Source organism: Peribacillus sp. NPDC097284 (assembly GCF_044761765.1).
In the GTDB taxonomy this organism is placed as follows: Bacteria; Bacillota; Bacilli; order Bacillales; family DSM-1321; genus Peribacillus.
This window is the reverse complement of sequence record NZ_JBIWCZ010000019.1, coordinates 19713-44914: the sequence shown is the minus strand read 5'-3', so window position 1 is coordinate 44914 and position 25202 is coordinate 19713. Positions and strand designations below refer to the sequence as shown.

General features: G+C 43.2%; 29 protein-coding genes. 16 read left to right on the top strand and 13 right to left on the bottom strand.

The genetic code is table 11. The features are described 5' to 3' along the window. Positions 1 to 256: 256 nt before the first annotated feature. Together hxlB and hxlA are read right to left on the bottom strand one after the other, a co-directional pair. Positions 257 to 814, bottom strand: a complete 558-nt coding sequence (gene hxlB, locus ACIQXU_RS19825; protein ID WP_402991868.1) for a 6-phospho-3-hexuloisomerase — start codon at positions 812 to 814, stop codon at positions 257 to 259. Between the two features lie 8 nt (positions 815 to 822). Then, on the bottom strand, positions 823 to 1455 hold the full coding sequence (gene hxlA / locus ACIQXU_RS19820; protein WP_402991865.1) for a 3-hexulose-6-phosphate synthase: 633 nt from the start codon (positions 1453 to 1455) through the stop codon (positions 823 to 825). A gap of 209 nt (positions 1456 to 1664) precedes the next feature. On the opposite strand from hxlA, the gene hxlR reads away from it, so the two are divergent. Then, positions 1665 to 2030 carry a transcriptional activator HxlR gene (gene hxlR, locus ACIQXU_RS19815; RefSeq protein ID WP_402875234.1) on the top strand — a complete coding sequence of 122 codons (366 nt, stop codon included), beginning with the start codon at positions 1665 to 1667 and terminating at the stop codon, positions 2028 to 2030. Positions 2031 to 2115: 85 nt separating this feature from the next. Here the strand turns inward: hxlR and ACIQXU_RS19810 are convergent, their stop codons facing one another. Next, positions 2116 to 2886 (bottom strand): TraR/DksA C4-type zinc finger protein, encoded by a 771-nt coding sequence (locus ACIQXU_RS19810; protein WP_402875231.1) that lies wholly within the window; start codon positions 2884 to 2886, stop codon positions 2116 to 2118. A 138-nt stretch (positions 2887 to 3024) separates the two neighbouring features. Continuing rightward, a complete protein-coding gene (locus tag ACIQXU_RS19805) occupies positions 3025 to 3948 on the bottom strand; it encodes a 1,4-dihydroxy-2-naphthoate polyprenyltransferase (protein WP_402991862.1) in 924 nt (307 codons plus the stop codon). A gap of 298 nt (positions 3949 to 4246) precedes the next feature. Between ACIQXU_RS19805 and ACIQXU_RS19800 the strand changes: the two genes are divergently transcribed. From ACIQXU_RS19800 to ACIQXU_RS19770, 7 genes are all read left to right on the top strand, one after another. Beyond that, entirely contained in the window at positions 4247 to 5656 is a 1410-nt protein-coding gene (locus ACIQXU_RS19800; protein WP_402991859.1) for an isochorismate synthase, read from the top strand. Further along, positions 5649 to 7400, top strand: coding sequence for a 2-succinyl-5-enolpyruvyl-6-hydroxy-3-cyclohexene-1-carboxylic-acid synthase (gene menD, locus ACIQXU_RS19795; protein WP_402991856.1), 1752 nt, complete (start codon positions 5649 to 5651; stop codon positions 7398 to 7400). The genes ACIQXU_RS19800 and menD overlap by 8 nt, the downstream gene beginning before the upstream one ends. Further along, positions 7397 to 8206, top strand: a complete 810-nt coding sequence (gene menH, locus ACIQXU_RS19790) for a 2-succinyl-6-hydroxy-2,4-cyclohexadiene-1-carboxylate synthase (RefSeq protein ID WP_402991853.1) — start codon at positions 7397 to 7399, stop codon at positions 8204 to 8206. The genes menD and menH overlap by 4 nt, the downstream gene beginning before the upstream one ends. Positions 8207 to 8218: 12 nt before the next feature. Beyond that, entirely contained in the window at positions 8219 to 9037 is an 819-nt protein-coding gene (gene menB, locus ACIQXU_RS19785; RefSeq protein WP_402991850.1) for a 1,4-dihydroxy-2-naphthoyl-CoA synthase, read from the top strand. A 101-nt stretch (positions 9038 to 9138) separates the two neighbouring features. After that, a complete protein-coding gene (locus ACIQXU_RS19780) occupies positions 9139 to 10620 on the top strand; it encodes an o-succinylbenzoate--CoA ligase (RefSeq protein WP_402991871.1) in 1482 nt (493 codons plus the stop codon). After that, entirely contained in the window at positions 10617 to 11720 is a 1104-nt protein-coding gene (gene menC, locus ACIQXU_RS19775) for an o-succinylbenzoate synthase (RefSeq protein ID WP_402991847.1), read from the top strand. Before ACIQXU_RS19780 ends, menC begins: the two co-directional genes overlap by 4 nt. 280 nt (positions 11721 to 12000) lie before the next feature. Then, positions 12001 to 12147, top strand: a complete 147-nt coding sequence (locus ACIQXU_RS19770) for a hypothetical protein (protein WP_402991844.1) — start codon at positions 12001 to 12003, stop codon at positions 12145 to 12147. A 44-nt stretch (positions 12148 to 12191) separates the two neighbouring features. Here ACIQXU_RS19770 and ACIQXU_RS19765 read toward each other — a convergent pair whose 3' ends face one another. Together ACIQXU_RS19765 and ACIQXU_RS19760 are read right to left on the bottom strand one after the other, a co-directional pair. Then, positions 12192 to 12887 carry a response regulator gene (locus ACIQXU_RS19765; RefSeq protein ID WP_402875198.1) on the bottom strand — a complete coding sequence of 232 codons (696 nt, stop codon included), beginning with the start codon at positions 12885 to 12887 and terminating at the stop codon, positions 12192 to 12194. Then, positions 12884 to 14488 carry an ATP-binding protein gene (locus ACIQXU_RS19760; protein ID WP_402991841.1) on the bottom strand — a complete coding sequence of 535 codons (1605 nt, stop codon included), beginning with the start codon at positions 14486 to 14488 and terminating at the stop codon, positions 12884 to 12886. The genes ACIQXU_RS19765 and ACIQXU_RS19760 overlap by 4 nt, the downstream gene beginning before the upstream one ends. Positions 14489 to 14631: 143 nt before the next feature. On the opposite strand from ACIQXU_RS19760, the gene ACIQXU_RS19755 reads away from it, so the two are divergent. Continuing rightward, positions 14632 to 15693 (top strand): DctP family TRAP transporter solute-binding subunit, encoded by a 1062-nt coding sequence (locus ACIQXU_RS19755; protein ID WP_402991838.1) that lies wholly within the window; start codon positions 14632 to 14634, stop codon positions 15691 to 15693. A 45-nt stretch (positions 15694 to 15738) separates the two neighbouring features. Here the strand turns inward: ACIQXU_RS19755 and ACIQXU_RS19750 are convergent, their stop codons facing one another. The 3 genes from ACIQXU_RS19750 to yidD form a co-directional block, all read right to left on the bottom strand. Beyond that, positions 15739 to 15900 carry a DUF1540 domain-containing protein gene (locus tag ACIQXU_RS19750; protein ID WP_402875188.1) on the bottom strand — a complete coding sequence of 54 codons (162 nt, stop codon included), beginning with the start codon at positions 15898 to 15900 and terminating at the stop codon, positions 15739 to 15741. A 113-nt stretch (positions 15901 to 16013) separates the two neighbouring features. Then, positions 16014 to 16955: a metal ABC transporter solute-binding protein, Zn/Mn family gene (locus ACIQXU_RS19745; protein WP_402991835.1), complete on the bottom strand. Its 942-nt coding sequence runs from the start codon at positions 16953 to 16955 to the stop codon at positions 16014 to 16016. A 143-nt stretch (positions 16956 to 17098) separates the two neighbouring features. Then, on the bottom strand, positions 17099 to 17317 hold the full coding sequence (yidD, locus tag ACIQXU_RS19740; RefSeq protein ID WP_402875252.1) for a membrane protein insertion efficiency factor YidD: 219 nt from the start codon (positions 17315 to 17317) through the stop codon (positions 17099 to 17101). Positions 17318 to 17522: 205 nt separating this feature from the next. Here yidD and ACIQXU_RS19735 point away from each other — a divergent pair, with 205 nt between their 5' ends. After that, the gene (locus ACIQXU_RS19735; RefSeq protein WP_402957008.1) at positions 17523 to 17996 is read left to right on the top strand and encodes an S-ribosylhomocysteine lyase; all 474 of its coding nucleotides are present in this window, start codon (positions 17523 to 17525) and stop codon (positions 17994 to 17996) included. A 39-nt stretch (positions 17997 to 18035) separates the two neighbouring features. Here ACIQXU_RS19735 and ytzI read toward each other — a convergent pair whose 3' ends face one another. Further along, positions 18036 to 18191, bottom strand: a complete 156-nt coding sequence (gene ytzI / locus ACIQXU_RS19730; protein WP_402875181.1) for a YtzI protein — start codon at positions 18189 to 18191, stop codon at positions 18036 to 18038. A 122-nt stretch (positions 18192 to 18313) separates the two neighbouring features. On the opposite strand from ytzI, the gene ACIQXU_RS19725 reads away from it, so the two are divergent. Beyond that, a complete protein-coding gene (locus tag ACIQXU_RS19725) occupies positions 18314 to 18754 on the top strand; it encodes a Dps family protein (protein WP_402875179.1) in 441 nt (146 codons plus the stop codon). A gap of 52 nt (positions 18755 to 18806) precedes the next feature. Here the strand turns inward: ACIQXU_RS19725 and ACIQXU_RS19720 are convergent, their stop codons facing one another. Continuing rightward, entirely contained in the window at positions 18807 to 19721 is a 915-nt protein-coding gene (locus tag ACIQXU_RS19720) for a DMT family transporter (RefSeq protein WP_402991832.1), read from the bottom strand. Positions 19722 to 19873: 152 nt separating this feature from the next. On the opposite strand from ACIQXU_RS19720, the gene pdxR reads away from it, so the two are divergent. After that, complete coding sequence (pdxR, locus tag ACIQXU_RS19715) at positions 19874 to 21277, top strand: MocR-like pyridoxine biosynthesis transcription factor PdxR (RefSeq protein WP_402991829.1); 1404 nt, start codon at positions 19874 to 19876, stop codon at positions 21275 to 21277. A gap of 29 nt (positions 21278 to 21306) precedes the next feature. Next, complete coding sequence (locus ACIQXU_RS19710; RefSeq protein WP_402957014.1) at positions 21307 to 21759, top strand: GNAT family N-acetyltransferase; 453 nt, start codon at positions 21307 to 21309, stop codon at positions 21757 to 21759. A gap of 535 nt (positions 21760 to 22294) precedes the next feature. Here the strand turns inward: ACIQXU_RS19710 and ACIQXU_RS19705 are convergent. Together ACIQXU_RS19705 and ACIQXU_RS19700 are read right to left on the bottom strand one after the other, a co-directional pair. Continuing rightward, positions 22295 to 22828, bottom strand: a complete 534-nt coding sequence (locus ACIQXU_RS19705) for an isochorismatase family protein (RefSeq protein ID WP_402991826.1) — start codon at positions 22826 to 22828, stop codon at positions 22295 to 22297. Positions 22829 to 23081: 253 nt separating this feature from the next. After that, the gene (locus ACIQXU_RS19700; protein ID WP_402875161.1) at positions 23082 to 23339 is read right to left on the bottom strand and encodes a DUF6154 family protein; all 258 of its coding nucleotides are present in this window, start codon (positions 23337 to 23339) and stop codon (positions 23082 to 23084) included. Positions 23340 to 23580: 241 nt separating this feature from the next. Between ACIQXU_RS19700 and ACIQXU_RS19695 the strand changes: the two genes are divergently transcribed. The 3 genes from ACIQXU_RS19695 (at position 23581) to ACIQXU_RS19685 (ending at position 25173) form a co-directional block, all read left to right on the top strand. Then, positions 23581 to 23925 (top strand): hydrolase, encoded by a 345-nt coding sequence (locus ACIQXU_RS19695; protein WP_402875159.1) that lies wholly within the window; start codon positions 23581 to 23583, stop codon positions 23923 to 23925. 97 nt (positions 23926 to 24022) lie between these two features. After that, on the top strand, positions 24023 to 24484 hold the full coding sequence (ytkD, locus tag ACIQXU_RS19690) for an RNA deprotection pyrophosphohydrolase (protein ID WP_402957018.1): 462 nt from the start codon (positions 24023 to 24025) through the stop codon (positions 24482 to 24484). 86 nt (positions 24485 to 24570) lie between these two features. Further along, positions 24571 to 25173: a hypothetical protein gene (locus tag ACIQXU_RS19685; RefSeq protein ID WP_402875153.1), complete on the top strand. Its 603-nt coding sequence runs from the start codon at positions 24571 to 24573 to the stop codon at positions 25171 to 25173. Positions 25174 to 25202 lie beyond the last annotated feature (29 nt).

Here is a 25202-nt window from a genome sequence, read left to right as displayed (position 1 = left end):
GAACCTAAAAAAGATGACCCCTGTTCAATACAGAGATCATCTTTTAAAAATTGCTTAGGCTTTTTTAAAATGTCCTTTACACAGGGTACACTTTATAAAGGAAGAGATCTTTTATTAGGATGGGCATATAATATGTCTTCCGTCACTGGACGGTATCTTAATTTATAGAATATATAGGAGCCTGTAATCCTTTTACAAAAAAAAGACCGCAAGTAAATTCAGAAGAATTTCTTGAGGTCTTTTTATATTTCACTTTTTACTCGAGATTTGCGTGTCGGCCATACATTTTATTCGTATCCAATCCCTTTTTATCCATTATCCTTAAAATGACGCTATCGAAGAAAAGTAAGAGAGTCTGCTCAAATAGAGAGCCCATCGGTTGGATTGTTTGGTAATCACCTTCCGACTGGTCTTTAGGTGAACCAGGTAGCTTTATTGAGAAATCCGCCAATTTTCCAATGGTCGATTCGGGGGAAATTGTTACGGTCGCAATGGTTCCACCGATGTTCGTTGCTTTCTCTGCTATGGAAATCAAACTTTTTGTTTCTCCCGAACCGGTTCCAAGGATTAAAAGGTCATCTTTTTCGAAGGTAGGGGTGACGGTTTCACCTAATACATATGCATCTATCCCCATATGCATCATTCGCATGGCAAAGGATTTACCCATCAGCCCGGATCTTCCTGCACCTGCTACAAAAACTTTCTTTGCTTCAAGAATCCCATTAACCAGTTGTTCAGCTTCTTCGTCAGCTATTAAGTCTACTGAACGACTTAGCTCTTGTATGATTTTAGCCATATATTGTGAAGTCTGCATGTTAAATATTAGCCTTGTTTAATTAATTCTTGTATTTGGGCAGCTGTCCCTTTAATATCGGCTTGTCCAGTGATGCCTCCGCCAACAATGATAAGGTCAGGTTGTACTTTAATGACTTCCGGAAGTGTATCTAATTTTATGCCGCCTGCAATAGCCGTTTTTGCATTCTTTACAACGCGTTTAATGGTTTGAAGGTCCTCAAAAGAGTTTTTTCCAACAGCTTGAAGATCGTAGCCAGTGTGCACACAGATATAGTCGACGCCAAATGCATCCAATTCTTTCGCACGTGTTTCAAGATCTTTCACAGCGATCATATCAACAAGGATTTTTTTGCCTTGTTTTTTAGCTTCTTCAACAGCCCCTTTGATGGACATGTCTTCAGCTGCACCAAGAATCGTGATGATGTCAGCGCCAGCTTCAGATGCCTTCATCACTTCGTAACCGGCTGCATCCATAATTTTAAGGTCAGCTAATACTTTTAAAGAAGGGAAAGCTTCTTTCATTTCTTTAACAGCCCGAAGCCCTTCATTAATAACTACCGGTGTACCGATTTCTACGATATCTATATATTCTTCCACCTGTTTAACCAATTCAATTCCTTCTTGAATGTTTACTAAGTCCAATGCCAATTGTAATTCCATTTATCCTTCACTCCCACTAGTATGTTTTAGTATGTTGCACAGTAAGTATGTACCTCTCACGTTCATTCAATGCACAGCAAGAAAATCATCTTGGCTATACAATGTATCATATACTAAGTATAATATTTTTGTTAGTACGCACTTTTATTATACATAGTGTTAAAAAGTATACTATGGGATTTAGGATTATAAATATGGAGGTAATTCAGATGACAAGGCTAGAGAATAAAACATTCAATTGTGAGAAGGAATTGACCCTTTCTGTTATAGGGGGCAAATGGAAGATGCTTATTTTATGGCACTTAGGCAAGCAGGGGACCAAGCGTTTTGGTGAATTGAAGGCACTTATGCCGGGCATCACTCAAAGAATGCTGGTTAACCAGCTTCGAGAGCTGGAAGAAGATCTTATTGTTCATCGCGAGGTCTATCCAATCGTACCTCCCAAAGTGGAATACTCTCTGACAGAACAAGGAGAAAGCCTGATGCCGATTCTTGATTCGATGTATAATTGGGGTAAAAATTATATGGAGAATGTCGTTGGAGGCCAAGAAGATAGTAAAGAGAGTATCAAGTAGAAAACGATTTCTTTTAAGCCTTATAAGGATAGCATTAAAAAAGTGCTGACCCCGTACAAAGTTCTGTACAAGGTCTGGCACTTTTTTATTTTTCATCTATATAGCTGTCTTTCTTCTTGTAAGGGATATTGCCCATTTTAGAATCAATCTTCCGGTCATCGAGCATGTCTTCGTATTCTTCTTTGTTCTCGTTGGATACGACTTGACGATTTTTCCCTTCTATATCATTGGCTGCATAACCTTCATAGTCTTCAGGGAATGTCTCGGTATCGTCTTCTGTATCATAAAGTTCGTTATAGCTTGTGCGATTATGCTGATAGTCTGCCGGAGTGTCTGATGTTCCGAATTGAGCGACTTCACCGAAACTGTCCTCTTTGACCGTATTTTCGTCGTCTGTATCTGAATGGCGCCTGTTCTCAAAGTTATCTCCCTTAGAAGGGATCAGGATATCTTCCTCGGCTGGCCTATATTCATCGGTCACGTCGTCATGGACTTTTTGTTCTGGTGTATGCTCGATACAATATAAGGTGGAAGGAACCACTTCAAGCCGTTCATATGGGATATCTTTGTCGCACTCCTTACAAACACCGTATGTTCCTTCTTTTATGGCTTCTAGGGCAAGATCGATTTTTCCGATTTCCTCTTCCGCGTGCTCATTGATGGCTTGATATCGTTCCTTGTCGAAAAGCTCGGTGCCTAAGTCGGCGGGGTGATTATCATAGGAAGAGATTTCGCCGGAAAAGTCGGTTTGTGACTGTTTGGTTACAGTCTCATCATTCTTGATTCTTTGTTGAAGCTGTTCTTTTTCACTTAACAGTTCTTCTTTTAATTTCAGGATTTGTTTTTCAGTCGCCATTGGTTTCCTCTCCTTTTATAAGTACGATTATGGTTTCATCGTTGTTTTTTGTGTAGTTATTAGTAAGTACCCGAATCAGCGGGGTGGGAAACAACGAAAAAACCCCATGCACCATGCACGGGGTTTAAAGCTTTGCGTTTATTGAATGAAATAATGGATGAGTAAACCGATGAACATCAGTAAACCGAAGAACGTATTCGTTTGTGCCGTTGCTTTCATCGCTGGCACCATTGTGATGGCTTCCGTTTTACCTGCAAAGCCTTTGATGGCAGTCAGGGCCTTCGGAATGCTTAGGAAAGAAAGCAGGATCCAAGGTGTTACATCTCCCAAGAGAATCAGTCCGACAACCCACACATAACAGAATGCAAACATGACGGACATGAAAGTTAGTGCATTTTTCCTTCCCATAACGACAGGCATCGTTTTGCGGCCATGGGCCTTATCGCCGTCATGGTCCCGAAGGTTATTCGATAGATTGATCAACCCGACAAGAACACCGCTTGGTACGGCAATCAGGATGGCTAAGGAAGAAACTGTACCGGTCTGGATGAAGTAGGCGATCAAGATGATCAAGAAGCCCATGAATAGACCGGAAAAAAGTTCCCCAAATGGTGTGTATGATATCGGTAGCGGACCTCCGGTATAAAGGTAGCCGACCAGCATGCAAACAAGGCCGATAGCGGCAATCCACCAAGATGAAGCGGCGCAAATATAGATTCCTAGTAAAAGAGAGATTCCATACATGCTAAGGGCCAAGGTCATGATCAGTTTCGGGGTCATGCCATGACGGACGATACCGCCACCGATGCCGACTGATTCTTCGGTATCAAGGCCCCTTTTGAAATCATAGTATTCATTAAATAAGTTCGTTGCAGCCTGAATAAGGATGCTTGCAATCATCATGGCCGCAAATAATAGCCAATTTACGCCATCCTCTAACAAGGCAATGACGGTTCCAAGCAGGACGGGAACAAAAGCTGCGGTAAGTGTATGTGGACGAATTAACTCCCACCAGATTTTCCAGGTTCGTTTAAGGGGAAGCTCGTCGTATTCTGTGTGCATTATTTCTCTCCTCAAAATCATGATCAGTACCTTAAAATTATAACAAAGATTGAATTTGTTCACAAAAGGATATCCTATAAAATGTAGGAAAAGTGTTCGAGCGTGTCAAAGGGATTTGATGAGCCGGGACTTCCAAATTGAAGGAGATGCTACATCATTATCTAAGAATCATATAATAAGGAAAAAAGCTGGCATGATTTGTCGGTTCGAGGGTGGTTTTATTGACATGAGGTTAAACGGAGGTGTATCTTTAAATAGGTTAAAAAGCTTTTAAAATGTACGATTTGGGGGGATATTTTTGGCTATCTCGAAAGAAACTGAACGGTTTCAGGGACTGGCTATGGCCATACAAAAGGCGAAGAACTTGAATGAACAAGTTCTATTCAGTCATATTAAGAAAATAGAGTGCAACAACCCCCTTTCATTTTATCAAGCTGGAAGAGAACGGTATAAGGGTGAACGCTTCTTTTGGCAGGATCCCGCAAAAGATATAACCATTACTGGTTTAGGCAACGTTAAGAAAATCCAGGCGGCACCAAATGCCGACCGTTATAGAGAAGTTGAAATGAGCTGGATCAAGCTGCAGAATACTGCTGTTACAACAGGAGTGACCGATGTGGATGCGACCGGCCCTTTGCTATTTGGGGGCTTTTCTTTTGATTATGAAACCAACAGTTCGTTCCTATGGAATCAATTTGGGGACAATCTGTTCTATATACCTGCCTTCATGCTATCGATAGTGGAGGGGGAGGCCTACTTAACGACAAACCTACTTTGTTCGCCGGATGATTCAGAAAAACTCTTCATAGATATGATAAACGAAAGGGAAGCATTCCTTACCGAAAACTTGGATGATGGCGAAATACCGGCCAATGTCTTTGTTGAGCAGAAGGAAGTCGAACCTGAGGCATGGAAGAAGACCGTTGCGCGGGCCGTTGAGGAAATTAAGACGACGGATCTTGATAAGATCGTTCTGGCAAGGGAATTGCGCCTTGTGTTTGAACGCTCCATCGATTCGAAACAGGTTCTAGAGCAACTGCTTGCCGAGCAGCCGATGAGCTATATTTTCTGTTTAGAGGCAGGCGGTGACTGTTTTGTCGGGGCCACTCCTGAGCGATTAATCAAAAAGCAGGGAAATGAAGTCTTTTCAACTTGTCTTGCCGGATCAATGGGCCGGGGGAAAAGCGAAGAAGAGGATACTCGTCTAGGTAATGAACTTCTTTTGGATCAAAAGAATCTACAAGAGCACAAGTACGTCGTTTCGATGATTACCAACGCTTTTGAAGCCGTATGTGATGAGGTCATCATTCCATCAGGACCGAAGTTGATGAAGAACCGTCATATACAGCATTTGTTTACACCGGTGAAAGGAACGTGTAAAGCGGATACGACTATTTTCGAGTGTGTCGAGAACCTCCATCCAACGCCGGCATTGGGTGGGCTTCCAAAAGAGAAAGCTGTCACACGCATTCGGGAAATAGAAGGTCTGGAACGAGGCTTTTATGCGGGACCACTCGGCTGGGTGGATTCGAAGGGGAACGGTGAATTCGCGGTTGGAATCCGTTCCGCACTATTACAGGACAATGAGGCATCGCTTTTTGCAGGATGTGGCGTGGTAGAAGATTCAACACCGGAAAGTGAATTCCAGGAAACGGGGATTAAATTCAACCCGATGTTAAGTGCTTTAGGAGGAAAAATGAATGAATGACCGAGATGCATTGACAGCCTATGCTGCTTCATTTGTCGATGAGCTGGCACAAAATCGAATGAAGCATGTGGTCGTGAGCCCTGGTTCACGTTCTACACCTCTTGCTTTATTGATGGTGGAACATCCTGATATTCAGGTACATATTAATGTCGATGAGCGTTCGGCGTCTTTTTTTGCTCTTGGATTGGCTAAGGCATTAAAAGAACCAGTCGGACTTCTTTGTACGTCCGGAACGGCTGCGGCGAACTTTCATCCTGCCGTCATTGAGGCTTTCTATTCAAGGGTGCCCCTAGTTGTCCTGACAGCTGATCGCCCCCATGAACTGCGAGATGTCGGAGCTCCACAGGCCATCGACCAAATCAATTTATATGGAAAGCAAGTGAAGTGGTTTGTCGAGATGGCGCTTCCGGAGAGCAGTGATGAAATGATCCGGTATGCGAGGACCATTGGGGCAAGAGCGGTAGCGACGGCATCCATGGAACCTTCAGGACCTGTCCACTTGAACTTCCCTTTACGTGAGCCACTCATTCCAGATTTAAAACAAGCCAAGGAATATAGGCAAAGTAAAGAAACGCCGACTGTGATGATCGATAGTGGGATACGCTCACTAACGGCCGCACAATTAGACGGATTGACCTCTACTTTGTCAAAAGCAAAACAAGGCATCATCGTGTGTGGGGAACTTAGGAACCCAGAGATGAAGGATGCCATCATCACATTAGCAGACAAGCTTGGGTTCCCGATACTGGCTGACCCGCTTTCTCAGTTACGGAGCGGCACACATGACAAAGACGCCATCATCGAGGCTTATGATACATTTTTGCGTGATGAAGCTGCCAAGGCTGCATTCCAACCGGATGTCGTGCTTCGATTCGGCTCGATGCCAGTTTCGAAGCCCCTGCTTTTATTCTTGAAAAAACAAAAGCAGGCTTTGACATTGGTCATCGATGGTGGTGCAGGATGGCGTGAACCGGCTGGATTGGCCACGAGCATGATCTATTGTGATGAAGTCGACTTTTGTCATCGCATCGGTGAAAAATTACCTGAAGCAACAGACAGAGACTGGCTTGGTTTGTGGCAATCCATCAATGGAGCGACGAAGAATGCCTTATCTTCCATCCAGGATGAATCGGAGTTGAGTGAAGGAAAGCTCTTTTCCTTACTCCAGGACATGATGCCGGTAGGTTCGACCATATTTGTCGGGAACAGTATGCCTATCCGGGATTTGGATACGTTCTTTTTAAACAACGAGAAAAGCATCAAGACGATGGCGAACCGTGGGGCAAACGGAATTGATGGTGTCGTTTCCACGGCAATCGGGGTGAGCACGGTTACCGAAAATACGGTGCTGGCCATAGGTGATTTAAGCTTTTTCCATGATATGAACGGATTGCTTGCAGCCAAACTGCAAAAGCAGAACATCACGGTCCTGTTGATCAACAATGATGGCGGAGGGATCTTCTCCTTCCTTCCACAGGCGAAAGAAAAGGAACATTTCGAAACGTTATTCGGAACGCCGCACGGACTTGATTTCTCCCATGCTGCTTTGCTTTATGGAGGGAAATATAACAAGGTGCGGAATTGGGATGAATTAAAACAAGTGTTCACGGATTCCTTTGAAATACCTGGATTGAAAATCATTGAAGTGCCTACAGAGCGGGAATCCAATATGCAAACCCATCGAAATTTGTGGAGTTTTGTTTCCCAGGAAATAAAACGGGTGCTTGATGGGGAAATTTCATGAAAATTGTCAGTGGAGATGTCACATATGCTGTTGAAATAGCGGGAAATGGTGAACCTATAGTATGTCTACATGGGTTCACCGGGAACCGGGATACATGGGACTTTCTTGTTCCCATGTTGCAGGACCGCTATTCTTTGATCATGGTTGATATCATCGGCCATGGGGAAACGATGGCGCCTGATGATTTCCAGCGGTATGGGATGGAGCAAGTAGCAAAGGATTTGAAGCTTATTCTAGAGAAATTGAAGCTGCGAAAAGCCCATATCCTTGGTTACTCGATGGGTGGCAGATTAGCATTGGCGTTCTCTTGCTTGTATCCAGAGTATGTTCATACATTGATGCTGGAAAGTTCCTCTCCGGGTCTAAGGACAGAAGAGGAGCGAGAACACCGCAGGGGCAACGATGCGAAGCTTGCCAAGCGAATCCTTGAACATGGCATGGAAGCGTTTGTCGAACAGTGGGAAAACATCCCGTTGTTTGAAACCCAAAAAAGGTTGTCCACAGATATACAAACTGCCATTCGACAGCAACGGCTCGCAAATACACCGATCGGTCTGTCGAACAGCTTGCTCGGCATGGGGACAGGAAACCAACCATCCTATTGGGAAAATCTTGAGACCCTGGATTTTCCCGTGTTGCTTGTGACAGGTGAATTGGATGAAAAATTCTGCCATATCGCTGAAATGATGCAAAGTCGATTGAAAAATGTCGAATGGAAAAAAATTAATGACGTCGGGCATGCAATTCATGTGGAAGATGGGCAAAAGTTTGGTAAAATAATAAATGGGTTTTTAAAGCGAAATTAAGGAGGAAATACGATGACAATTCAATGGGAAACTATTCGTGAATATGACGAAATTTTATACGAGAAGTATAATGGCATTGCAAAAGTATCGATTAACCGTCCGCATGTACATAATGCATTCACGCCAAAGACGACTGCAGAAATGATTGATGCTTTTGCTAGAGCACGTGATGATGCAAGCATCGGTGTTATCATTTTGACAGGTGTAGGCGGAAAAGCCTTCTGTTCAGGTGGAGACCAAAAGGTACGCGGGAATGGCGGATATGTTGGGGAAGATAATATCCCACGCCTGAACGTACTTGATTTACAACGCTTAATCCGTGTGATTCCAAAACCGGTCGTAGCGATGGTTGCAGGTTGGGCAATTGGCGGCGGTAATGTATTGAATGTCGTTTGTGACTTAACAATCGCTGCTGACAATGCGGTCTTCGGTCAAACTGGTCCGAACGTGGGAAGCTTCGATGCCGGTTACGGTTCAGGTTACCTAGCTCGTATCGTTGGACATAAGAAAGCGCGTGAAATCTGGTACCTATGCCGTCAATACAATGCACAAGAAGCATTGGATATGGGCTTAGTCAACACAGTTGTGCCTCTAGATCAATTAGAAGCCGAAACAGTTAAATGGTGTGAGGAAATGCTTGAGAAGAGCCCAACAGCGCTTCGTTTCTTAAAAGCAGCGATGAACGCCGATACAGATGGACTTGCTGGACTTCAACAACTTGCTGGAGACGCAACTCTTTTATACTACACAACAGATGAAGCAAAAGAAGGCCGCGACGCGTTCAAAGAAAAACGTGATCCAGACTTCGGACAATTCCCTCGTTTCCCTTAATGAAAAAAGTAAGAGAATGAGTGGTTAGATTAGGGGGCAGCTTGGCGGAATTATTCGTCGAGCTGTTTTCTATATACAAAGGAAAAGGAGAGGGCTCTTGGATGACTGAAGAGAAATTGCCGAATTGGCTGAAAAACCGTGCTCATTTATCACCTGACCGTCCGGCGATCGAGTTTGAAGGGAGCACGTATACGTTTCTTGAATTACATAGGTTGACGGAAAATATGGCGGGGAAATTGGCAGCTAGTGGGATAAAGGCTGGTGAACCATGCGCGGTTTTACTTCGGAATCATATTGATAGCGTCGTCATGATTCATGCACTCTTTTATTTGGGCGCGAAAATCGTGGTGCTCAATAATAAGCTGACGGTCAGGGAATTATCTTGGCAAATCAAGGACAGCGAGTCAATGAGGCTGATTTCGGAAGAAGGGTTTATCGAAAAGCTTTCCGGGATCCAATCGTTGCTTCCGGATGTAGAGGTTCTTTTAAAAGAAGAGTTGCCTGCCCAAGGAACCGCTGATGTACGCGATGACTTCTATCTGGAAGATACTGCGACGATCATGTATACATCGGGTACGACGGGCCATCCAAAAGGCGTCATCCAATCGTTCGGCAATCACTGGTGGAGCGCGGTCGGCTCCGTATTGAACCTTGGCTTGAGGGAAGAGGACAGCTGGTATTGTGCCGTTCCAATTTTTCATATAAGCGGGTTATCGATTCTGATGAAAAGTGTAATCTATGGAATGAAAGTCGTGTTGGTCGAGAAATTCGATGAACATGAGGCAAACCGGGCCATCTTGAATAATGGTGTGACGATGATATCGGTTGTGACGGCGATGTTGAATAGAATGCTGCATGACCTTGGTGCTGCGCGTTATCCGGAAACATTCCGCTGTGCACTGCTAGGCGGAGGCCCTGCACCTGTACATATGCTCGAAGCCTGCAGGGAAAAAGGAATACCCGTTTATCAGACCTACGGCATGACGGAAACAGCTTCGCAAATCGTGACACTTGCCCCGGAAAATGCGATGACAAAGGTTGGGTCTGCCGGTAAGGCCTTGTTCCCTTCCCAACTAAGGATAGAGAAGGACGGCAAGATATGCGGACCGGGTGTACCGGGTGAGATTGTCGTATCGGGTCCGAATGTAACGAAAGGCTATCTCAATCGTTTGGATGCGACAGAGCAAGCGATTTCAGGGGGCTGGCTTTACACGGGGGATCTGGGTTACCTTGATGAAGAAGGGTTTTTATACGTGCTTGACCGGCGTTCGGACTTAATCATTTCTGGAGGGGAGAATGTCTATCCAGCCGAGATTGAGAATGTCCTAAGTACGCACCCAGCCGTTTTCGAGGCGGGTGTCACCGGTATCGATCATGAAACATGGGGGCGGGTGCCGCTTGCTTTCGTTGTCAGGCATAAAGGCATGGAAGTTAGCGAAGCTGAGCTGTTGGCCCATTGCCGAGAGGGGCTAGCTGCTTATAAAATTCCCCGCAACGTATTATTTCTTGAAGAACTGCCACGCAATGGTGCAAGTAAGCTCTTGCGCAGGGAACTGAAGAAGCGATGGGGGGACCAGAAATGAAGTTGACATCCATCACTTTAAGGCTCGTGAAGGCCCCTTTAAAGCGGCCATTCACGACCCATCTGGAAACCGTGACGGAACGGGAAGTCATCGTTGTCGAAGCACGAGATCAAGATGGGGGTATTGGATACGGGGAGGCAGTGCCATTTTCGAGTCCATGGTACACCGAGGAAACGGTGAAAACCTGTTTTCATATGTTGGAGGACTTCCTGATTCCTAAGACGTTGGCATTCGATTTGACGCATCCCAATCAGCTTGCGGGCCTTTGGAGCGGTATCAGAAGGAATGCCATGGCAAAGTCGGCCTTGGAACAGGCAATCTGGGATTTGTATGCCAAGCAAGAGGGCATCTATCTCGGAAAGCTATTCGGGGGGGAACGAACCGAAGTGGATGCTGGGGTCGTCGTTGCCTCCGATCACATAGAGGATGCACTCCGGCAAATAGAGGAAGGCTTGGCGGTCGGCTATCGACGCTATAAAATCAAGATCAATCCAGCAAATGATACGGAATACCTGACGCAAATCCGGAGGGCCTATCCAGATATCCCCTTGATGGTGGATGCGAATTCGGCCTACTCGCTTTCGGATGTCCCTCACCTGCAAAAGCTGGATGACTTTCAGCTTATGATGATCGAGCAGCCTCTTGGGCATGATGATATCGTCGAACATGCCATTTTGCAAAAGCAGCTGAGGACACCGATCTGCCTTGATGAAAGCATCAATTCCTACCATGATGCGAAAAGTGCGCTGATGCTAAAGAGCTGCGGAGTGATCACGATCAAAATGGCGAAGGTCGGAGGTTGGTCCCAAGCGGTCAAAATCCATGATCTTTGTGTGGAGCAGGATATTCCCCTTTGGTGTGGTGGCATGATCGAGTTCGGCATATCACGTGCCCATAACCTTGCACTGGCCACGTTAAAGGGATTCACGATTCCGGGAGATATTTCTTCCTCGTCACGTTATTGGGAGCATGACATCATCGAACCGGAAGTCATCGTGAAAAATGGCGTCATTAAGGTTCCGGACAAACCGGGAATCGGTTTTGGCATCCGTGAGAAGAGGTTGGATGAACTGACAAGCTATAGGATCGTGTATAAGTAATGTAAACCACGATGCATTTGGGAAATGATAGAAGAGTGGAGGAAGCTGTCATGGTGCAGCTTTTTTTGCTATGGATAAAGGAGAGAACTGGATCGGTTTCCGATTCGGCGCCTCTATTACAATCGTAACTGGTTTTACCTTCCTCCTCATTTATCGATTGAATGATTAGTCCTTATTAAAATAACTCAAAAATGGGTCTTTGTCTATTTTTCCTTTTATGGATTATTTTGTATAATGTAAGAAAGCGAAAACATTTTAGAGAAAGGGAGGGGGGAAGAATATGAAAAAGCCGTACCTTATTGCAGAGGTTTTGTTAAGAAGGGGGATGCCGGATTTTGTCATTAAGGAAATCACTGCATTAGCGGAGTGCGAGTTGTTTCTTTTGAAAAGAAAATGGGGAATGTATGACCGGACGAAGGAAGCATGAAAGGAACCGTCTTCATGGTATGAATCGGTCCCTTTTCATATGGGCTATTCCTTGTTAAGGCGGTATCGATTGACAGGGCGGCCAATATTGCCATACTGGACATCAAGTTGAAGGATTTCTTCATCATGTAAGTACTCGAGATAGCGTCGGGCCGTCACCCGCGCAATGCCGATTCCATCGGCGACGTCCTCTGCGGATAGAGAGCCAGGTTGGGTTTTGATGAATTTCGTGACCTGTTCCAGAGTGGATCCGTTCAACCCTTTGGGGACATCTTTTTTCAATGTCTGCTTAGGAGACGATTGGTTTTGGAAGAGAAGGCGATCCAGTTGGGTTTGAGAGATAGAATGATCTGGCTCCACTTCCATGCGAAAGGCATAATATTGCTCAAGTGTGTGTTGCAGCCTTTCGAATTTAAAGGGTTTGATTAAATAATCAAAGGCTCCATTCTGAATCATTTTCCGGATGGTTTTCTGATCATTGGCCGCCGAGATGATGATGACGTCGACATCAAGTTGATCTTTCCTTATTTGATAAAGCGTATCCACGCCATTCAAGTTCGGCATGAAGATGTCCAAAATGACAAGATCCGGTTTTAGCTTCTTGATTTTTTCAAGACCTTCCAGTCCATTATTAGCCGTATCCACCACGGTAAAGGCGGAAAGGCGCTCGATAAATTGTTTATTTACCTCCTGGACCATAGGGTCATCTTCAATTAAAAGTACACATATTTGATTGGTCATTTGATCTCCTCTATGTCCTGCATGGGAAAGGAAAGAAAAAAGCTGGTCCCTTCGTTAGGCCGCGTCGTAAAACTCATTTCGCCATGCGCCTTTTTTACAATTTGATTGATTAGATAAAGTCCTATTCCCGATCCCTCGGAACCTTTTGTCGTGAAACCATACTCGAAAATATCCTTATGTATAGGTTCGGGAATGCCCGGTCCATTGTCTTCCAGCACGATTTGACAATGCCGTTCATCTTGATAGATGGACAGATAGACCTGCTTGGATTCTTCGGTCGAATATTTGAGTGCCGCAAAAGAATTCTCAATCAGATTTCCGACGATCAAGACAAAATCATGATAATCCAAGTCAGGTGGAAAGCGGTCCAGCTTCGTATGCTTATCCATGGTAAGCTCGATGCCAAGCTCCCTGCCTATGGAAACCTTACTCAAAAGCAGCCCCACTAAATTATCATCGTGTATGTGCTTCGTTAAGAACCTGGTCAATTCCTCCTGTTCCTCGGTGATCTGAAAAATATACTGTAGAGCATCGTCTAAATTTCCTAGTTGTATCAATCCGGCGATCGTATGTAGCTTGTTCATATGTTCATGATTTTGTACACGCAGAGCTTCCACGAATGCCTTTACGCTTGTCAGTTCCTCGGCAAGCTTCGTCACATCCGTCCGGTCTTGGAAAATGGCCACGGCGCCGACGGTCTTATCGTCTATCTTGATCGGTACCCGGTTGCTCAGGATGTTTTTTTGTTGGACGGAAATTTCCTGATTGACGATGGGAGTTGTCCGTTCCAAAACTTCTGGGAGGCGGGTATCATCCACCACATCCGTGATTTTTTTGCCGATCACGGAACCGCTTATGTTCAGCATCTGTTTGGCCTTTTCATTGAATATCGTAATGATCTGATTAGTGTCAATGGCGATGACCCCTTCATGCATGGCATTGAAGGCGGCCGTCCTTTCAACGAGCATCTGGGAAATCTGGTGGGGCTCAAGCTGGAAGGTTTCCTTTTTAATGCGCCTGGCCAGGAGCCATGAGCCGCATACACCAAACAGAAGCGTCAAAAAGAGAAGAATCAGGATTTCCGTCTTTAAGTCAGTGATGACTTCCGGGATCGTCGGCAGGATGTTCCCGACAAGGACGACACCTATCTGTTTGTTTTCTTCATTTAGGATGGGAACGAAGGCACGAACGGAAACGCCAAGTTTCCCTACGGCTTTCGAGATATATTCATGTTCTGCAAAAGCGGCCCGCTCGTCATTGCTTTTCGATAAGGTCCCCAGTTGGCTATAAACCGGATGGGAGTACCGTATATGCTGATCATTCAGGACAACGATATAATCGGCCTGATGAATCTTTCTTAAATTTTCAATGATGGGATTCAGTTCGGTCCAGCCTTCCGGTTCCAGGACCATCTTTTGTACTTCGGGAAGTTCCGCAATCGTATGGGCCGTGATCATCGAACGGGTACCGGTTTCCTCTTCCCTGATGGAGACGATATTCCCAAAAATGATAATTCCACCAATGAGGATGGAAAAGGCCACGATTATAAAGGATAGCAGGGTGATCTTTAATTGAATCGGCATATGAAAGGATTTATCCATTTGTTTTCCTCCATTAGATCTCTCCTTAATACTACCAGAATCTTCGGTTATTTTCGCCCAATTTCCTAGGTTGTCAAACAACGGTGAAAAAGCTGTGATAGAATGAACGTATAATGTGAAGCGTTCGTTAAGGAGATGTCACTATGCGTGCTTACGGGGGATACCTGGTGTTGATCGGAATAGGGGTATTTGTTGCGGTTTATATCGCCTTTCAATCGTTCTTTACAAGCTTTGGGTTCGATTTGCCCATAGATGAGGAACAGGTTGGAATGGAGGATCAAATCGTGATTAAGTTCAGTCATGTGGTGGCTGAGAATACACCCAAGGGTTTGGCTGCAAGCAGGTTTGCGGCCCTTGTGGACGAATATACCGATCATCGTGTCAAAATTGAGGTGTATCCGAATCAATCGTTGTATAGTGATCGCGAAGAAATAGAGGCATTACAAGAAAATAAGGTGCAGATGATTGCACCGACCACTTCTAAAATTACGAACATATCGGAAAAATGGATGCTTTTGGACCTTCCTTATATCTTTCCCACGGATGCTGCCCTCAAAGAAGCGCTGAATGGGGAAGTGGGAGAAGAACTTCTGAATCATTTAGCTGAGGTAAATATCGAGGGTCTTGCCTTTTGGTCCAATAACTTTAAACAAATGACAAGCAATGAGCCCATCCGCCGTCCTGAAGACTTGTCCGGGAAAAACTTCCGGATCATGCCTAGTCCTGTGCTGGAGAGTCAATTCGAACACTTTGGCGCGTCAACCTCGAAGTTGGAGTTTAATGACACATTCAAAAGTCTGGAAATCAAGAAGACGGATAGCCAGGAAAATACGATCTCCAATATCTATTCCAAGAAGCTATATGACGTGCAGAAATATTTAACCATAAGTAACCATGGCTATTTAGGGTATGTCGTCATGATGAATCAATCCTTTTGGGAAGACCTTCCTCCGGATATCCAACAGCAAATCACGCGGGCGATGGATGATACAACATCTTGGCTTTGGGACAAGGCGAAGGAAATGAACCAAACCCAGCTACAAGCCATTAAAGAGAAATCCACGATTGAAGTCTATACCTTATCCGATAAAGAGAGAAAGCTGTGGATGAAAGAAATGACAAGCATCTATCCTGAATTCGAACCAGTCATCGGAAAAGACTTGATGGAGAAGATGGAAAGAATACGCGAGAAATATATCGAGTGAAAAAATCCGGACTCAAATCCAATCTTTGAGTCCGGTTTCTTATGCTTACAAATCCTCAGCGGGTTTGAAGGTGCGGCATCCAGTTTGATGGCTTGTGTGAGCACGTTCTTCGGAATAGTGCTCGATTTTAATCATATCAGCGGAACAACGATTGCCGTGCTTCCAAAACGTACAGCTGTCAACAGCACATTTTACATCCTGAGCCATATGAATTCCTCCTCCTTTAATGGTACATCTATAGCTTTGAACAAAGGAAGTGCATTTACACTGGATTAAAAATGGAAAAGAGGCGAACCATGTGGGTTCGCCTCCTGATGTGTTTAGTGTAATGCCGTTTGTAGGGTCTTGATGTTATTTTCCATGAGGCTGAAGTAATCCTCACCGGCTTCGATGTCCTTATCTGTCAGAACGGAAAGATTGTGGAACTCGAGTGCTTCCGCTCCCATTTCCTTCTGGATGATTTCGGTCAGCTTGGAACTGATATTCTGTTCGAAGATGACGTAATGAAGGTCTTCATCTTTAGCCATGGAGACGATGCTAGCCAGCTGTTTTTGGGACGGTTCATTTGACGATGTAAGTCCGGTTACCCCGATTTGTTCTAGGCCGTAGCGTTCTTCCCAATACCCATAAGCAGAATGGGAAACAATTACCTTATTCGTACGGCCGGCCTTGATTGTTTTCGCGAACTGCTTGTCGAGTGCCTTCAATTTATCTGAAAGCTCGTTAAAACGCAATGTGAAGTAGCTTTCCTGTTCCGGCATCTGCTTCGTTAACTCGTCTTTCACGGTTTCGGCCATCTGAATGGAATAGATGGGGTCTAGCCATAGATGTGGGTTGACGCTGCCATGATCATGGCCATCGTCATCGGTTTCTCCATGATCGTGTTCCTCATTATGTTCATCTACTGAAACGGTTTCACCTACAGCGACCGTAGTTACGCCTTCACCCTTTAAGATCGGTTCAGCTTTTGTGACAAAGCCCTCTAAATTATATCCAATATAGAAAAATAGGTCTGAGTTCGCCATGCCTACAATATCCTTTTGGGAGGGATCGAAGGTATGCTCATCTGTACCCGGAGGATAAACCGTTTCAACGTTCACAAATTCGCCCCCAATGGTTTCCGTGAAATATTCCAGAGGATAAACGGTCGTGTATATATCCAGCACATCTTTATCTTCCTTCTGCTTTCCTTCAGACTTGCCGCAACCTGTAAGGGCCAATGCTGCAATGAGTGAAAGAGAAAGTAATAATTTTCTTTTCATGAAAAAATTCTCCTTTTTAAATAATTCGTATTGATTACGATTTAAAATGTATGGTTTTGAAAACGAAATGATTACGATTTGACTATAGTATAATACATAAAATCGTTCCGAAAAGCAAGGTTTTTTTGACTCGTTCCTTCTTATTACTGTTTTTTCTTTTTTTCTGGAACAAGGTCAATACCACCTGGATGGAACGGATGGCATTTAAGAATCCTGATGATGGCTAGCCAGCTTCCTTTGATCGGACCGAAACGGTTCACGGCCTCTAAACCGTAATGAGAACAGGTAGGGTAAAAACGGCAAGTTGGCGGTTTTAATGGAGAAACCACGATCTGATAAAAACGTATGATGCCCATGATCATTTTTTTCAGCAAGGCACTTTCATCTCTTTTCGAATAAATTCACTATCGTTTATTATACCATATTTCTTTTGTTTTCTAGAAGGTTAATAAAGGATGTGGGAAAGGATTTTAGGCCTGGTCAGCCAATTGGCATAAATTTAAAAGGGTGAAATATATTGTGTTTCAAGGTAAAATAGAAGAGACATACAATTAAGGAGTGAATAAAATGCCTTCAGTTGAAAGCTTTGAATTAGATCATAATGCTGTTAAAGCCCCCTATGTAAGACATTGCGGTGTCCATAAGGTCGGAACAGATGGTGTTGTTAATAAATTTGATATCCGTTTCTGCCAGCCGAACAAGCAAGCGATGAAGCCGGATACGATCCACACTTTGGAACATTTGCTCGCGTTCAACATCCGTAAGCATTCCGAGCAGTACGATCATTTTGATATCATCGATATTTCGCCAATGGGTTGCCAAACAGGATATTACCTGGTTGTGAGTGGTGAGCCGACCGTGACGGAAATCATCGACGTTTTGGAAGATACGTTCAAGGATGCACTACAAATCACGGAAATTCCAGCTGCTAATGAAAAGCAATGCGGCCAAGCAAAATTGCATGATCTTGAAGGAGCCAAGAAATTGATGAATTTCTGGTTATCACAAGATAAAGCGGACCTTCATAAAGTATTCGGTTAAACTCTAAAAAAATCCTGTCTTTTCCAAGACAGGATTTTTTTATTTATCTTGGTCTTTTTCCTCTTCTTCGTTTTTTGGCAGCGGGTCAATTGGATCGACAGTATGCTTGTAGCTATAGCCTTTACCGATCGTCAGGACGGATAGCCCTAGTACAATCAAGATGACTATGATGGATATCACTAAAACCGTAAACATATTGACAGCTCCTTTGGGACAAATTATATATTCATTTTAGCATAAGAATTGAAGCGATAAAGGTTTCAATTTTTGTGGAGAGGGAACTATATAGGTATAACCAACTAACGGAGGTAGATATTATGACTCAAAAAAAATTAGGTAAATTAGTAAACAAAGAAATTGCAAACTTCAATGTCCTTTATACAAAAATCCACAATTTCCACTGGTTCGTAAATGGACCCCACTTCTTTGAACTTCACCAAAAACTAGAAGAATTATACACAGAAATCGGTACAGACATGGACGAGCTAGCTGAACGACTTTTAGCCATCGGAGAAAAACCGGTCGCTACGCTTAAAGAATATTTAGAATTGACGACTCTTGAAGAAGCGACAGGTAAAGAAAATACAGAAGATATGGTACAAAGCGTCATCACCGATTTCGAAAAACTTTCTACGGAATTCCTAGAAATCATCGAAGCCGCTGAAGAGGAAGATCCAGTAACAGCCGATATGCTTACTAGCATGAAGAAAAGCTTGAACAAACATGCTTGGATGCTACGTGCTTATTTAGGAAACTAAGCTTAGAATGAGATGGGCCCTACTTCGGTAGGGCCTTTTTTTGTTTCTAGATCTATTTCGTCAAATCACTTCTCGTGTCTTCTGTCTCGGTTTTCATTCGTGGTGTTCTTGCTACACGCCGAGTCGCTGCCACACAAAGCACCACAGCTATATTCACAGCTATGAGTGTGGGACCAATCTCCTCATGCAGAAAGACAGCTGCAAGCAACAGCCCGAAAAATGGTTGAAGGAGCTGCAGTTGCCCAACCGCCGCTATACCACCCTGAGCGAGACCACGGTACCAGAAGATGAAGCCGATGAGCATGCTGAATAAAGATACATAAGCAAGGCTCAATAGTGAAGGTCCACCAATGTCGTCCCACGAATCCGGGGATAGATAGACGGAAAGTGGAAGCATAAGGGGAAGGGATAGAACGAGAGCCCAACAGATCACCTGCCAGTCCCCTAGCTTCCGTGAGAGTCGAGCGCCTTCAGCATAACCGAGACCACATATGATGATCGAGGCCACCATGTAAATGTCGCCGATTGGGGAAGCTTCCCCATCTTGGATGAGGGCATACCCTGCAACCAGGAAGCTACCAGCAGCAGAAAATATCCAGAAGGAGGGACGTGGGCGTTCCCCACCCCGAATCACTCCAAATATAGCCGTCGAGAGCGGAAGTAGACCAATGAAGATGATAGCATGTGCCGATGTGACAGATTGCAGGGCCAAGGCAGTCAGCAGTGGGAAACCGACCACGACACCAACCGCTACGATAATAAGAGGGACGATATCCGTTCTTTCAGGACGTGACTGCCGGAAGAGAAGAAGAAGGGCACCTGCCAATACACCTGCTATCGCCGCGCGGCATAAGGTAAGGAACACTGGATCGAAATCCGCTACAGCTAAGCGAGTCGCAGGCAGTGAGCCGCTAAAAATCAGTACGCCAATAAAACCGTTCACCCAACCATTTGATGTTTTCTTCATTACAATCACTCCCAATCATATTTCTCCAACATCCTTTTTTATCTGCGTCTTATTCCTTTTTATGGATTACAATGAATATAAACAGAAAATGGTTCTTAATAAACAGCCAGTTTCTTTAAATAAAAGCATGCCAGTTAGGAGGGATCATCGAAGTGGATATCACATTTTTTTTAAATCGAAACCACGATACGCCCCTTTATCAACAGCTCTATCAGCTTTTCAAGAAAGAGATGCAGGAAGGGCATCTTCAAAACGGGATGAAACTTCCTTCCAAAAGGGTGCTCGCGTCTCAGCTTTCAATCAGCCACACGACAGTCGAGCGTACCTATGATCAGCTTGCGGCTGAAGGGTACATTGTGAGCAAGCCGAGAAGCGGCTGGTATGTGGATTATAGGGAAGCCGATTTTGTACATATGGCAAACGACTCTTCCATTAAGCCCAAAGTAAAGGAGAATGAACAATGGATTGATTTTCATTATGGCCATGTGGATTCAACTCACTTTCCTTTTTCTTCTTGGCGAAGAAGTATGGTCAGTAGCTTAGATCAATATGGTCAACAGCTTTATCGGCCAGGGAATATATTGGGGGAACCTGTGTTGAGAGAGCTTATTGCCGAACACTTATATCATTCACGCGGTGTTCATTGTCAACCTGAACAGGTCATTTTAGGGGCGGGTAATCCTATACTGTTGCAGATCTTATGCCAAGTCTTTGGGCGGGATATTTCCATAGGGTATGAGGATCCGGGCTTTCCGAGAGCGAGGAGGATCTTTGAAATCAATTCTATGAAGATTCTCCCTATGCCAGTGGATGAAGAGGGAATCGATATGCAGGGAATCCGAAATAAAAATCCATCTCTTGTGTATGTAACGCCTTCTCATCAATTTCCACTCGGCACCACCATGACGATCAACAGAAGAAGGCAGCTCCTTAAATGGGCAGCGGATAATCAATCTTATATCATTGAGGACGATTATGAGGGGGAGTATAGATACAGCGGACAGCCGATTCCTTCTTTGCAAGGGATTGACCAGCATAACCGGGTCATTTATATGGGCACTTTCTCTAAATCCCTTCTCCCCTCGTTGCGCATCAGCTATATGGTTCTTCCTGCACCTCTATTAGAAAAAGGTACCGAAATCACTTCCTTGTATAAACAAACGGTATCCTGTCACATTCAGTTTACGCTTGCTGAATTTATCAAAAGGGGCGAATGGCAAAAACACATCAACAGAATGAGAAAGCTGTATCAAAAAAAGAGAGAGATGGTATTAGAGACCATCCAAAACGAATTAGGAAGACATGTGAAGATTCGGGGAGGAGACTCAGGACTACATATCCTGCTTGATGTGGACTCACGGTTTAATGAAGTAGAGCTCATTGAGAGAGCAAAAGTGCATGGCGTGAAAATTTATCCCGCTTCACTGTTTTATACAAAGCAACCTCCGACCACCACCGTCTTAATAGGGTTCGCAGGGGTATCAGAAGAAGACATACAAGCGGGTATGAAGAAATTGAAAGGAGCCTGGAATCTAGAAGACGATAAGTTGAAGTAGGTAGACTGAGGAAATTAGGAGGGTCTTCGATGGAACGCAATATTCGGTTATTAACAGATACGGATTTAGAGGAAGCAGCAAAACTGTTCACCAGCGTTTTTAGTTCCAATCTTTGGAATGAACCTTGGAGTGTGAAGACTTCTTACAAACGCTTGTTGGACATAAGCAGGACTCCTGGATACATAGGAATCGGTTATTATAATTCCGAGGAACAATTAATTGGATTTTTAGTTGGAAATGAAGGGCAATGGGCTGATAACAAGAGCTACTATATAAACGAGATTTGTGTGTGTGGTAGCATTCAACAAACAGCTATTGGCACAAACTTGTTAAACTATTTGACGGAAATCTTAGCAGAGAAAAAAGTTGATTCGGCCTATTTATCGACTGAGAGAGGCGAAGGAAAACCGGAGATGTTTTTCACGAAAAATGGTTATACGACAAGTGAGTCTAGAGTGTTAATGACGATGAAGATATGTTGAATCGAAATGATCGAATTTTTTTAAGAGAGAATCTACAATCAAAATGATAGCAAATTATCTAAATAGACATTTTAATCGTTATATAACACTTTTTCAGCTCTATTTGTTTCAATAATGAAGATTATCAAAAAAAGGGGCTGTCCAAAAAGGGGGGAGCCCGAATTGAAAAAAGTGAAGAGGCATAAACGTTGATGTAACAACATTTATGCCTCTTCACTTTGTCGTCCGTTTCCTTCCTAGTATAGTTCCAGCTTTAGTTGTTCTCTGCTATGTATATCTAAAAAAAAGAATCGAAATAACATCAAAAAAGGACCAATATGTTCACATAATGGTCCTTACCGAAGACCTGAGCAATGTACAGGTATAACGTTTTTTTTATAAGAACTCTTGTTTTTGTATGCCTTCCTTCAGAAATAAAAAAGGAAGGCATACAAAAACCTAATATCCAAGCTTAGACAAAGTATTAAATGAACTGATTTTTTTTGTAAAGCTTTTATTCACATTTTCTTTACTCAAATTGCTGACTGTGAAATACCTACAAGAAAATATCTTTCGTTTTTTGTACATTTGCAAACCATTGAGCATGTATATCGTTATGGTGATTGATAATTTGAGAAGCGTTTAAAATGTTAGAGTCGTATGTGCTATGACCATCCTCTGCAAGAATCACTTCATAACCTAGGCTATATGCACGACGACAAGTAGCATCTACACAAACTTCCGATTGAATCCCTGTTATAATAATTCGACTGATTTTTTTGTTTACTAATTGTTGCTGAAGATCCGTATGTTGGAAGGAATCAGGAAAATCTTTTTCAATGATAACGTCCTCTTTAAAAAGAGGGATCGACGGATGAACTTCCCATCCACGATTTCCTTTCTGATTAAGGGTTCCCGCTTTACCATTGTGTTTCGTGAAAAAAATGGGGATCTGCTCAATACGGGCTTTTGAAATGAGAAATTGAATATTGTTTAATAATTCATCTCCTTTATATATCAGTTTTTCCTTCAAAAATGATCCTATCTGAAGATCAATTATAAGTAATGCCGTGTTTTTTTCCGTGTTCATAACCATCCCCGCTCATTCTGGATTTTTCCTTTCTAATGCTTTTTTAAAATGAGGTAATATTCTATCTAGTTTCCCCTAAATCAAGAGTTTATCCCTAAGATGATTAGCCTATTAAAACCGGAAAAATTAGAGGAAGTACAAGCCGTTGTATGACAATTTTTAGCGAACTTCGGCAATAAATAAGGGTAACCCTTTTAACAGACAACAAAAAGAAAGGCGTCCCAAGATGCGGGACGCCTAATATGGTATGTAATTAATGTATATTCCTTGGTGAAAAGTGAGTAGGTTTCGTATCATTTAAACTATTTTGTGCGAATTTTCCTTTTAACGTTTCAATAATGTAAAGGCCCATAAGATCGGTTAGTTCTTGGTCATCCATCTCTTGAAGCAATTCGAAAATTTCCTTGCGGTCCAATTGTTCCAGGACAGCAAAGGTTAGCATATCAATGTCTTCTTCATCACCAGTCAATTTATTACGGTACATGTTGTACAATTCTTCAATCAACTTCATAACTTTCACCTCACATTTCTTGAAAATCCGTTATCTCTTTATATGTAGGTTATCAAAAAAACCTCATGATGCATATAAAAATCTGTAGGATGCTTGGGCTTATTATATGTTTTACCCTTTGAAAGATACTTTAATCTATTATTTAACATCTTTCCCATTTGTGCAAACAAATTTTTCCATCGTATGAAGGTGGAATCTGGTGAGAAAATAAGCGTAGGAGTTAGGGAAAGGATGATGATGAATGGAAGAAACCAGGAAAAAGTATTACGTATACATCCCAAACGGGCAAATCACGCAGGACCGGGAAAGTTCTCCATGGAATTTTGAAATCGAGGCAACGGATAATGAAATCATCCAGCTTCGGGAATTGTTCGATTACAATTATTCTGTAGGGGAAGATAATTTTTATCGTGCCCACGTACCGTATTTACAATATCATTATGACCGTGAAAACGATGAACAGGATGTCACGCTTCAAAAGATTTATGAAATGATCTATATGCTAGGAACAGAAGAAGGCAAGCGGCATATCGAAAGCATGGGTATTCTGCAGGCAAAGCGGACAGATGATGGCCTCGAATATTAGAGGTCATCTTTTTTGCTACATTCTCATTTTTTTATCTTATAATAAGTATAACTCAAATGGAGAGAAATGGGTGAAATAAGGATTGGTTGTGGGAAATATGAAAAGCTTTATAGACGAAAATGGATATATGGTCGAGTTTTCACATGATGAGGCTTTCGGGGATGCCTATCATGTATTTGTCATATGCCGATACAGTGGCAAGTGGGTATTGACGAAACACCGGAAGCGCGGGTTGGAATTTCCAGGTGGCAAGCGGGAGGATGGAGAAACGATTGAAGGGGCAGCCAAGCGTGAAGTGTATGAAGAAACAGGCGGATTGGTGAACGAGTTGATTTTTTTAGGGCAATACAAGGTCCATGATCCCATAAAACCGTTCATTAAATCCATCTATTTCGCCGAGCTAGGTGGTCTGGAAAGCAAAAAGGATTATCTGGAGACGGACGGACCGCTCCTTTTGGCTAAGCTGCCGGACGTCCCAGGGAAGGAGTACAGTTTTATCATGAAAGACGAAATCCTGCCGCTTAGCCTGAAACGGCTTAAAGACATGATGAAAGGATGACAAAGAGACAGTCAGCAGGCTGTTTTTTACGGCAATAGGTGGTAAAATAGTAATGGATATAAATACCTAGTTATGGGGTGAGTGAATTGAGGAAAAAAGGTACATTACTATTGATTGTCCTGTTCATGTTTAGTCTGGTCTTTCCGTTAACGCATACCTCAGCAAAAGCAAAGGCGAAGGTCTATCCCGTACATATGAATGATAGTGGAACAGGTGAATTTTCCAAAAAGCTAAAAAATGGGTTGAGCGTGGGAATAGAAGAAAGAGATGAATGGAACTATACGCCTTTTATTAAAAAAGGGAAAAAGAAAGTGTGGAGCTTGAAATATTTATCGAGCACATTTGGATATATGCAATATACAGAAACAAAAGAGAAGGATACGTTTCTGTATTATACGGAAATCGCTGGCGGCGGTGCGAGAACGACCATCGTAGGCGTCCATTCTAATGGTAAAGTCTTTTTGAAAAAAGGATATACAAGTGGAGCAGGATTAGACACGAAGTTCCTTTCTGCTAATACGATAGAAGTGGCAATAGAAAGAATGAAGAAAAATTGGGATCCAGGTAAAGAACCGAATGCTGAAAAATATACGGATACTTGGGACGTGAAAAAATATTCATTATCTAAAAATGGGAAAATGAAGCTTGTTAAAAAGTACGTACAAAAAAACAGGAAAACTAATTATTGATTGTAAAACAGCATGGCCCCTTACAAGGC